The 10,582-nt window shown below is 63.8% G+C and carries 7 protein-coding genes and 2 pseudogenes; 6 read left to right on the top strand and 3 right to left on the bottom strand.

What is annotated here, in order from left to right:
* The first annotated feature begins 99 nt into the window (after positions 1 to 99).
* On the top strand, positions 100 to 1,788 hold the full coding sequence (locus tag RMR04_RS26195; protein WP_311911430.1) for a ShlB/FhaC/HecB family hemolysin secretion/activation protein: 1,689 nt from the start codon (positions 100 to 102) through the stop codon (positions 1,786 to 1,788).
* Between the two features lie 482 nt (positions 1,789 to 2,270).
* On the top strand, positions 2,271 to 3,011 hold the full coding sequence (locus RMR04_RS26190; RefSeq protein ID WP_311911428.1) for a transglutaminase-like cysteine peptidase: 741 nt from the start codon (positions 2,271 to 2,273) through the stop codon (positions 3,009 to 3,011).
* A 94-nt stretch (positions 3,012 to 3,105) separates the two neighbouring features.
* Here the strand turns inward: RMR04_RS26190 and RMR04_RS26185 are convergent, their stop codons facing one another.
* A complete protein-coding gene (locus tag RMR04_RS26185) occupies positions 3,106 to 4,644 on the bottom strand; it encodes a YifB family Mg chelatase-like AAA ATPase (protein WP_311911426.1) in 1,539 nt (512 codons plus the stop codon).
* Between the two features lie 315 nt (positions 4,645 to 4,959).
* Here RMR04_RS26185 and RMR04_RS32160 point away from each other — a divergent pair.
* The 3 genes and pseudogenes from RMR04_RS32160 to RMR04_RS26170 all read left to right on the top strand — a co-directional run.
* Positions 4,960 to 5,154, top strand: a pseudogene (locus RMR04_RS32160) (GNAT family N-acetyltransferase); the annotation flags it as partial.
* A gap of 373 nt (positions 5,155 to 5,527) precedes the next feature.
* Positions 5,528 to 6,580, top strand: coding sequence for an extracellular solute-binding protein (locus RMR04_RS26175; RefSeq protein ID WP_311911422.1), 1,053 nt, complete (start codon positions 5,528 to 5,530; stop codon positions 6,578 to 6,580).
* A 41-nt stretch (positions 6,581 to 6,621) separates the two neighbouring features.
* The gene (locus RMR04_RS26170) at positions 6,622 to 7,551 is read left to right on the top strand and encodes an alpha/beta hydrolase (RefSeq protein WP_311911420.1); all 930 of its coding nucleotides are present in this window, start codon (positions 6,622 to 6,624) and stop codon (positions 7,549 to 7,551) included.
* 17 nt (positions 7,552 to 7,568) lie between these two features.
* Here RMR04_RS26170 and RMR04_RS26165 read toward each other — a convergent pair whose 3' ends face one another.
* A complete protein-coding gene (locus RMR04_RS26165; protein ID WP_311911417.1) occupies positions 7,569 to 8,336 on the bottom strand; it encodes a DeoR/GlpR family DNA-binding transcription regulator in 768 nt (255 codons plus the stop codon).
* A 308-nt stretch (positions 8,337 to 8,644) separates the two neighbouring features.
* Here RMR04_RS26165 and RMR04_RS26160 point away from each other — a divergent pair.
* Positions 8,645 to 9,123: pseudogene (locus tag RMR04_RS26160) on the top strand (transposase); the annotation flags it as partial.
* 113 nt (positions 9,124 to 9,236) lie between these two features.
* Here the strand turns inward: RMR04_RS26160 and RMR04_RS26155 are convergent.
* A complete protein-coding gene (locus RMR04_RS26155) occupies positions 9,237 to 10,529 on the bottom strand; it encodes an ABC transporter substrate-binding protein (RefSeq protein WP_311915954.1) in 1,293 nt (430 codons plus the stop codon).
* Between the last annotated feature and the right edge of the window lie 53 nt (positions 10,530 to 10,582).

Below are 10,582 nucleotides of genomic sequence, written 5' to 3'. Positions count from 1 at the left end.
GCTTGGCAAGGTCGGCTTCTTGGCGCGTCGATCGCAGGCAGGTGGGACACGGGGACGACGGTGGCGGAACGATTACGCGGATCGGCGGGCGTCGCTGCGGTGATCTTGTCCCTGGTTCCCGGCGCCGTGCTGGCCCAGGCGCAGGGCTCGACATCACCGTCGCTGACAATCCCGCGGGATTTCGCCCCGCCTCGGCAAGGCGGGGACACGCTCGCCATTCCATCGGGCACGACGCGGACGCCGGTTGCGGGCGGGGCGAAGGTGCTGGTCGGGGATGTGGAAATCTCTGATGGCTTTCCCGATCTGGCGCTTGAGACCGGGCGGCAGCTTGCGGCCCTGCGCGGGCACCAGATCGACGCCGGCGCGATTTTTGCCGTGGCGGCCGCGATCGAGCGTGCATATGCCGATGCCGGCTACATCCTTGCCCGCGTTGTCGTCCCGCCGCAGAAGCTGAAGGCTGGCGGCACGCTGCGGCTGGCCGTCATCGACGGCTTCATCGAAAGCCTCGACGGCGCCAGGATTCCGCCGCTCGTGCGCGACAAGGCGCTGGCCTATCTCGCCCCGCTGGTCGGGCAGCGCCATCTGACCCGCCGCGAGCTCGAGCGCCGGCTGTTGCTCGCCGGCGACATTCCGGGTCTTGCCTTGCGCTCGGCGCTGCAGCCCGGCCAGCAAAGCGGTGCTGCGATCCTGTCGCTCGACGGCACGCATCGCCCGGTCGGCCTCGACATCAGCGCCGATAACGGCCTGAGCCGCGCGATCGGCCGGTTCGGAACCAGCGTCTCGCCGGTGCTGAACTCGGTTTTCGGGCTGGGCGAGCAGATCTATGGCTCGGCCTCGGGCCGGCCCTCCGACGATTTCGCACAGGTGCAGAGCCCGCGGCGCATCTTCGCCGGCGGCTTCCTGCTGCCGCTCGGCGTCGACGGGCTGACGCTCAACCTCGAGAGCGTGTTCTCCAGTACGCTGCCGCGGGTCGCCGCCGGCCAGATCCAAACCGACAGTCAGTATACCCGCTTCTCGGCCAGGCTGCTCTATGCGCTGATCCGGGGCCGCGACGAGAACCTCAACCTGCGCTTCAGCTACGAGCCGACTCGCGAGGAACAGCGCGCCACCGATTTCAACGCGATCCTTTACCAAGACCGGATCCGGCCACTGCGCTTCGGCTTCGACTATTCGCGCAGCTTCCAGAGCGACACCACGGTGCAGCTCGGCGGCGATCTGAGCCGCGGTATCGACGGGCTCGGCAGCCGAGGCCCCAACGACGCGACCTTTCTGCGCCCGATCTCGCGGGCCGATGCGCGTGAGGATTTCGCCAAGGGCGAGCTGCGCCTGCGCGTCATCCAGCAGCTGCCTGCGAACTTCACGTTCGAGGCCAACCTGAAAGGCCAGCGCTCCTTCACGGGTGCACTCTACAATTCCGAGCAGTTCTCGCTCGGCGGCCCGCGCGCGATCAGTTCGCTCGATATCGGCGCACTGACCGGCGACCATGGCTGGCTCGCGCGCGGTGAGCTGCAATACAACCATGCCCTTTCGGGCAGCTATGGGTCGGCCTTGCTGTCGCCCTATCTGTTCCTGGCCCAGGGTCAGGTCTGGACCAGCCATGCCAGCGCGGCCGAACGCAAGACCACAGTCGCCGGCGCTTATGGAGCGGGTCTGCGCGTCTACGGTTCGGTCGCCGACAAGCTCCTGCGCCAGACCGAAATCGGCATCGAGATCGCCCACCAGCTCCGCGAGCTCCGCTCGGACCCCGACAGCTGGCGCCTCAACGTCTCGGGGTCCGTCAGATTCTAGAGCCCTTCCGCGTTTCTCTGAATCACAGAATGGCTCTAAGCCTTTAATTTATAACAGTTTCTTCACGTGAGCCGGTGTCCGCTTCACTCGAAAATCCTCCAGGTCGCGATGCCGAAAAGGGGAAACCGGTTTTCGGACGACATCGTGATCCGCCTCTTTGACGAGAGACAGAAGCCGCCCTCCGGTTCCGTTCCGAGCTGGAACAGCTGATACAGGGTGGACGGGCCTCGCGACGATGCGTGACGATCGCTGATCCTGGCGCAGCGATGAAATGGACGCTTCCGCGGCGTTTGGCTGGACGTACCAAAACGGTTGCGGAAAGCGATGCGATCTCCACCCTGCCGCAATTCGTTAAAGTAAATCAATTCGGAAGAACATTGTGATAATCGTGTTCTGGTCGTTTAATCAATAAGATCTATGTATTCGAACCGAATTGAAGGGTTTTTCTGCGCAAATTCTCTCCAGGGACGGGGAGATGAACCATGCGCCTTTCAGTACTTCGTGCAAGTCTTGCTGCATTTGCGCTTCTGCTTTGCGGCGCGCAGGCCGCTCAGGCGCAATGGTTCTTCGGGCTGGCCGTCCAGATCCGCACCGCTCATATGCAGCTTGGCGGATCTGCCCGCGCGCCTGCCGGGTTTTCGGCCTTCTGCGCCCGCAGCCCCGGAGAATGCCGGCCCGTCGGCGCCCGCGTCGGCTCTGTCTCGCTTGATGGCAGCCGTTTCGGAGGCCTCGAAGCGGTCAACGCAGAGGTCAATAACGGCGTCCAGGAAGTCTCCGATCTCGTCCAGTACGGTCGCGAGGATTACTGGTCCCTGCCGACCTCCGGCAAAGGCGATTGCGAAGACTTCGCCCTGATGAAGCGCAAGCTGCTCATCGAACGCGGCTGGCCGAGTTCGGTGCTGCTGATCACCGTCGTCAAGATGGCGTCGGGCGAGGGGCATGCGGTCCTCACCGTCGTCACGGACCAGGGTGACTACGTGCTCGACAATCGCTCCTCGCGGATCCGGCTTTTCGGCGACACCGGTTATATCTTCTTCTCCCGCCAGTCCCAGACGAGCCCGCGCGCCTGGGCTGTGGTCGAGCTCAACACCCGCCTGGCAATGGCCGGGATCGTTACGACGCCTTCGGTGACCATGTCGGGCGCCAGCCGCGTCAGGGTCGCCCCGATCGCCGCCGCCTCGGCCGCTGCCGCGATGCCGGTCGGTCTGAGCCCCGAGCGCTGATCGCTCCGCCGGAGCCCACGGACGGTGCATCTCTGACCCAAGGCCGCATAACCCGCAGCGTGGCGAGCGAGCGCTGTCCGCAGCAGGCAAAGGCTCACGCAGCCTGCGCGACCTGGTCGATGCGCGAACGGTAGGACAGGGCCTCCGCCAGATGGATGCGCCCGATTTTGGGCTCGCCGTCGAGATCGGCCAGGGTCCGGGCCACCTTCAGGACACGGTGATAGGCCCGCGCCGTCAGGCGCATCGCGTCGGCGGCGTCCCTGAGCAGCTTGAGGCCGGCATTGTCGGGCCGCGCGATCTCGTCCAGCACCGTCGCCGGGCAGGCGGCGTTGGTCGAGATGCCGCCGAGACCAAGCGCCTCGAACCGTGCCGTCTGGAGCCGCCTTGCCGCCGCGACGCGGGCCGCGACCTCGGCCGAGCCCTCGCTTGGGCTCGGCAGGATCAGGTCGGAAGCCGTGACCGCCGGCACGTCGATGGTGATGTCGATACGGTCGAGCATCGGCCCGGAGATGCGGCTCTGGTACTGCGCCATGCAGCGCTCGTTCTGCTGGCGGCGACAGGCGAAGCCCGGCTCCGTCGCCTTGCCGCAGCGGCACGGATTCATCGCCGCGACGAGCTGGAAGCGGGCCGGGTAGACGGCGCGATGATTGGCCCGCGAGATCAGCACGTCGCCAGTCTCCATCGGCTGGCGCAGCGCATCGAGCGCCTGCGCCTGGAACTCCGGCAATTCGTCGAGGAAGAGCACGCCGTGATGGGCGAGCGAGATCTCGCCTGGCTTGGCCTGCAATCCGCCGCCGACGAGCGCCGCCATCGAGGCCGAATGATGCGGCGCGCGGAAGGGCCGCCGGTCGGTCAGCGCCCCATCGGCGAGATGGCCTGCGACCGAGAGCACCATCGAGACTTCCAGCAATTCGCGCGGGTTCAGCGGCGGCAGGATTGAGGGCAGCCGGCTTGCCAGCATCGATTTGCCGGCGCCGGGCGGCCCGTTCATCAGGAGATTATGACCTCCGGCCGCAGCGATTTCGAGGACGCGCTTGGCGCTCTCCTGGCCCTTGATGTCGGCGAGGTCGGGCAGGGAGCCCGATTGCCGCGCCACGGCCGGCTCCGGCCGCGCCATCACCTGCGTGCCCTTGAAATGATTGGCGAGCTGGATCAGCGAGCGCGGGCTGAGGATGTCGATATCGGCGGCGGCCCAGGCCGCTTCGGGGCCGGACGCCGCCGGGCAGATCAGCCCCTGGCCCCTGCCATAGGCGGCGATCGCGGCGGGCAGCACGCCGGCCACCGCCGTGATCGTGCCGTCGAGCGCGAGTTCGCCCAGGACCGTGTAGCCCGCCAGCGCATCTGCCGGGATCGCCCCGATCGCCGCCATCACGCCGAGCGCGATCGGTAAATCGTAATGGCTGCCTTCCTTTGGCAAGTCGGCGGGCGCGAGATTGACGGTGATGCGCTTGGCCGGCAGCGCCAGTCCCGAGGCGATCAGTGCGGCGCGCACCCGCTCGCGGCTTTCGGCCACGGCCTTGTCGGGCAGGCCGACCAGGATGAAGGCGACGCCGCCTGGCGTCACCTGCACCTGTACATCGACGGCGCGCGCCTCGATGCCCTCGAACGCCACCGTCGCGACCCGCGTCACCATCAGCGCTGCCCCTTGCCCGAGAGCCGGACGATGTCAGATGGGCCCACATGGTGATCCCATCCGACATCTGAATCCGTCTCTCAACTGAGAGTTAGGGCAGGATCAATGCGAAAAACCGGTTCCCACTTTTTCGCATCCTGCCCTTGCGTGAGGCTAGTCGAGCTTCAGATTGTGCGCAAGAACATATCGGGAACTTATGGCGGCTGCTTCACATTTATGCGGCGCGGGATCTTTGCCGGCGATGTGTCCGGGGCGCAACCGGGAGCGCGCATCTTCGCCATAGGCGACGAGCGCTGAAAATGGTTCAAAGCTGTCATGATCGAGACCGAACGTCTGCTGCTCCGCCCGCCCGTCCTGGACGATTTCGAGGCTTGCTATGCGCTGCTCTCCGACCCCGCGGTCATGAGCTTCATCGGCGGGCCGATGTCGCGGGAGGAGAGTTGGCACCGTCTGCTGCGCTATGCCGGGCACTGGTCGCTGCTGGGATACGGGCTTTTCGTCATCATCGAGAAGGAGAGCGGCCGCTTGCTTGGCCAGACCGGGCTCGCCGATTTCCATCGCGGCGCCCGCGACGAGTTCCTCCTTGCCGCCACCGCCCAGAACCTCAGGAAAATGGCGAATCTGATGCCGGTGAGAGCGCCGACCCAGGCGGCATGAGGGCGAAGCGCCCTCTCACAAAACCACCCAGCCTCGGTCGACAGCCGACCCAGCGCCGACTTCTTCAACACAATCGAGCGGCAACCAGACGCCCGCTTCTGGCGCACCCCGGGAGCGTCTCGATCACTCTGGCTGAGTGCAAATGCAAAATGTTCGGACATATATGGTCTTGATTCGGGCATAAATCGGTCATACGATATCCCGGCCCTATTTGATTGGAACCGCGATGTCCCTACTGCGCCGCGATTGCTCGTCTGCCCGCCTAGGAGTTCTCGGCTCCCTCCTGGTCGGAACTCTTCTCGCCCTTTTTGCGAGGTCTGCTGCTGCCGAAGAGATCACGGTCTACACGACGCTGCTTCCCACGCAGCTCGCGCCCTACACGCAGAGCTTCAGACAGTCATATCCCGACATCAGCATTAAATGGCTGCGAGATTCGTCGGGCGTGATCGCCGCGCGGCTTCTCTCTGAGGGGCCGCGTTCACCGGCCGACGTGGTCTTTGCCTTGGCGAGCGAGAACATCATCCAGGCCGGATCCGCGGGCCTGCTTCTACCTTACAAGCCTGCCGGTTACGATGAGATCGATCGGAAATTCAAAGACAAGAATGACCCACCGCTATGGTCAGGCGTCTTCGCTTATATGGCCGCCGTTTGCTTCAACACGATTGAAGCAAAGAAACGCGGCATACCCGCTCCGAAGAAGTGGTCCGACTTGCTCGATCCTCGATTCAAGGGGCAGATCACTATGCCGGACCCAGCATCGTCGGGCACGGGCTTCATCTCAGTTTCCGGCTGGCTTCAGAAGTTCGGCGAGGGGCCTGGCTGGGACTTCATGGAGAAGCTCCACCCTAACATCGCGATATACACCCATTCGGGGAACAAGCCGTGCAACTCGGCCTCCAATGGCGAGTTCGTCGCGGGCATCTCGTATTCTTCCGAAGGGGTGCTCGACAAAGGCCGTGGGGCGCCGATCGACGTGATCTTCCCGGAAGAGGGCGTCGGCTGGGCGCTGTCCACGGTTGCGATCCTGAAATCCTCGAAGAAGCAGGATGCCGCGAAAAAATTCGCCGATTGGGCCGTCAGTCCGGCGGCTAACAAGGTCTATTCCGAGTTCTGGGAGGTGATTGGGCGCCCCGCGCAACGCCAACAGAGCAGCAGCTCGGCTGTCGATCCATCGACGTTGATCACCGATAACGACCACTATTGGATCGCGTCCGACCGGGATCGGATTCTCAAAGAATGGCAGAGCCGGTTCGCAGGAAAAAGCGACCCGAAGCGCTGATCTCAACCAGTGACGCCCCTCCCACGATCGGATCGCGATTCATGTTTGAACCAGGCATCCAGGCTTACGTCGACCAAGCATTGCAATCTGCCCGAGGCCTTGCGAAGCCGACGAGTGCGGCTGGCCATCGAGAGCTTCGGGAGCGCCTCGCGGAGGCCATGGCGCCTGTCTGTCCCGAGGGCATGCAGATCAGAAGCCGCTTCATCGACGCGCCGGGGCGGCAGATCGGACTGAGGATCTATCGTCCGGAGAACCACGTGCCGGGCGCCGCGGCCGTCTTCTTCCATGGTGGCGGTTTCGTATCTGGCAGCATCTTTACGCACGACGTCTACGGCATATCGATCGCGCAGGCCGCCGGTGTGCAGGTGTTCAGCGTCAACTATCGGCTCGCGCCAGAAAATCCCTATCCAGCGGCTTTCGAGGACGCTTATTTCGCGGTGACGTGGTTGGCTGAGAACGGAGGGGTTTTTGGCGTGGACCCAGGTCGGATCGTCGTAGGAGGCGATAGCGCGGGGGGCAATCTCGCCGCGGCTTGCGCGATTAAGTCCCGCGACGCGTCTGGGCCGCAGATTCAGCTTCAGTATCTGATCTTCCCGTGCCTCGACACAGATTTCGAGACCCCTTGCTATCTCGGCAACGTCCACGATCCATTCCTCGGGCGGACTCAGATGATGGGCTTCTGGAAGGACTACCTTGCCGGAGATCTGAGCCTCGCGGATCCTTATGCTCGACCCACCATTTCCACGAATTTTTCGGGTTTGGCGCCAGCGCTCGTGATCACGGCCGAGCACGATCCCCTGCGAGACGAGGGAAACCGTTACGCGGAGGCGCTTGCGGCCGCCGGCACACCGGCTGAACTGCGCTGCGTCAAGGGCTCAATTCACGGCTTCATTCGTGCTGTCGAACAGAGTGCCGTTGTGCGGGAGGAGGTCGCGTATCTGGGCCGCGCCATCCGTTCTGCTGTATCGTAAGGGAAGGGGCGGAGAGACTAGGTCGGGCAAATCAGCTCGACGTTCTCGCGCCTGAAGGCGGTCGAGATGGCCGAATCCGGCATGGTGTCTGTGACCACACGGTGAACCGCAGAGAGCTTGCACACCTCGACCAGCGCGGTTTTGCCGAACTTGGATGAGTCGGCGACAATGGTCGTGAGTTTCGCCTGCCCCATCATCGCGCGAACGACCGAGGCGATCTCCGGCGAGAAATCGACGTAGATGGACTCGCCGTCGATCGCACCCACGGTCAGGATTGCATGATCGACGCGAAAGCCTCTGATCTCGGCGAGCGTCATTTCCCCGAAGGTCTGCGAGTCCTGGCCCAGGCTTCCGCCGAGCACCACGATGCTGTTACCACCGCGAGCGTGCAGTAGTCGTGAGCCGACGTCGAGAGAATTGGTCACAACGGTCAAATCGTTCCGCGCGGAGATGGCGTTCGCAACCGCGTAGACCGTAGTGCCAGCATTCATCATGAGTGTCTCGCCAGGTGAGAGGAGGTCGTTCACCAAGCGGGCAATGACTTGCTTCTCCCGTAGCTGCCGTTCGCTCCGCTTCAGGAATGAGGTCTCGGCGGCCGAATGCGCCGATGCAGCTCCACCGTGAGTCTTCTGGATCAGGCCCTTCCGGTCAAGCCATGCCAGATCCCGCCTGACGGTCTCCTTCGAGACACCTAGCTCGGCGGATAACTGATTGACGCTGGCGCGATTGCGCTCCTCGACAATCATGACGAGACGTCGCTGACGGTCTTCGTTCGTTGATCCCATCGTTCGGTTAAATCTCTGCGTAGCGGGTATGTGGGCCGTCACGGCTTAGCGAGCCGACACATCGTCGGCAACCCCGCCCCGTTGCCGCTCGCCGAGCAGAACAACGTGAACCCGTCTCATCTACCTTGAAAAAGTTCAAGGCGCCGCCGCTGCTCCGCGATTGCTGCTTCCCCGGCGAAGATGCCATTTCGCTCACGGACGGCCGCAGCCGAGTGGGCTCACCAGACGACGCGCCACCCTGCGTGGCCTGCCCCCTGAAAAGTGGCCCTCCCTGAAGTAGGCTTTTTGAGCCTTTGGAGGATGCCGCGATGCCGCAGAAGAAGCACAAGCCTGAAGAGATCGTCGCGAAGCTGCGGCAGGTCGACGTGCTGTTGTCCCAGGGGCGCCCGGTCGCGGAGGCGATCCGGGCCATCAGCGTGACGGCGTTCACCTATTACCGCTGGCGCAAAGAGTTTGGCGGGCCGAAATCCGATCAGGTGAAGCGACTGAAGGATCTGGAGAAGGAGAACGAGCGGCTGCGCAAAGCCATCTCGGATCTGACGTTGGAGAAGCTCATTCTCAAGGAAGCTGCATCGGGAAACTACTGAGCCCTGCCCGGCGCCGTCCCTGCACCGACCACGTCATCGAGAAGTTCGACGTGTCGGAGCGGTTGGCGTGCCGGGTTCTGGGGCAGCATCGATCTACACAACGCAAGGTTCCGAAGGGCCGCACTGACGATGCGGCGCTGGCCGCCGACATGCTTGCGGCGCTACGGAGCCGAAACGAACCAGCGCGTCGCGGTTATCGTGCGCCACCGCGTCGACTTACTGACCCTGCAGCAGAAGACGGCGCGATTCTCGTTCCGATCAATTTGGCGGACTGCGGCGGCCAAACAGAATCAACACTTAAATCCGAACCGCGCTATTTCTCAAAATAGACGTCCGCGAAGCTGTTGAAGATGCCTTCGGCGCCGGGGGCGTAGTCTTTCAGCTTCTTTTTCGCGAGCAGCGTGCCGAGCGGCGAGACGAGGTTGATCGCGGGCAGGTCGCGATCGATGATCTTCTGGAAACGGTTGAACTCGTCTTTGCGCTTCGCCGCATCAGGCTCGATGGCGGCGGCCTCGAGCAGCGCGTCCGCCTCCGGGTTGGCGTAGTGAGAGGAATTGGAGAAGGGCAGCCCGATCTTGAAGTTCTTCGACCAATAGCCGCGTTGGACGCCCAGCGTCGGGTCGAAGGTGTTCGACAGCGATTCATAGGCGAGGTCGAAGGCGCGGTCCGTATAGACAGTCTTGATGTAGACGGCGAAGTCGGAGGTGGTGATGACGCCGTCGATGCCGATCCGGCGCAGCGACTGCTTCAGGAAGTCGTTGATGCGCGGGTCGAGGTCGGAATTGGTCATCAGCCGCAGCGGGAAGCGGATGCCGTTAGCCCCGGCCTTGTAGCCGGCCTCGTCGAGCATCTGGTTGGAGCGTTTGACGTCGAAACCGCGCGGCTTGATCGAAGGGTCGCTATAGGTCGGCAGAGCGACGCTGATCGCCGAGGGGGAGACCTGTGCCTGGCCCTGGTAGACGACGTTGACCAGGGCCCTGGGGTCGATCGCATGGGCGATCGCCTCGCGCACGCGCAGATCCTTGAGATAGGTGTTGTCGAGGTTCAGCATGAGCTGGTGCTGCGGCCCGGTATAGGCGTAGTTGCGCACCACGATAAGGTTGGGGTTGTCCTTCAGCCGGTTGACGTCCGAGAGCGAGCCTGGCTGATTGACGAGGTCGACATCGCCGGCTTCGAGCGCGGCGGTGCGGGCGGCGCCGTCCGGGATGAAGCGCACCACGAGGCGTTCGACATAGGGCTTCGGCTTGTCCCAGTAGTTCGTGTTGCGGTTGAATACGACATAGCTGCCTCGGACCCGCTCGCCGAGGATGAAGGGGCCCGTGCCGACCATCTGCGCATCGCTCGGCGGCGCTGCCGGATCGGTACCCTCGAAGACGTGCTTGGGGATCATGGGCGACTCGCTGCCACCCAGCGCCGTGATGAGATAGGGCGCCGGCTTTGACAGCACGATCTCGACCTTGAGCGGATCGGGCGTCCTGATCTCGGCGAAGGTCGAACGGCCGCGCGGATGAGCTTCCTTCAGGCGCTGGATCGAGAAGGCGACGTCGGTCGCCGTGAAGGGCTTACGTGAGGCTAGTCGAGCTTCAAGTCGCGCGCAAGAACATATCGGGAACTTATGGCGGCTGCTTCACATTTATGCGGCGCGGGATCTTCGCCGGC

Source organism: Bosea sp. 685 (genome assembly GCF_031884435.1).
In the GTDB taxonomy this organism is placed as follows: Bacteria; Pseudomonadota; Alphaproteobacteria; order Rhizobiales; family Beijerinckiaceae; genus Allobosea.
The sequence above is the reverse complement of the archived record's forward strand: the minus strand, read 5'-3'. Positions and strand labels throughout refer to the sequence as shown.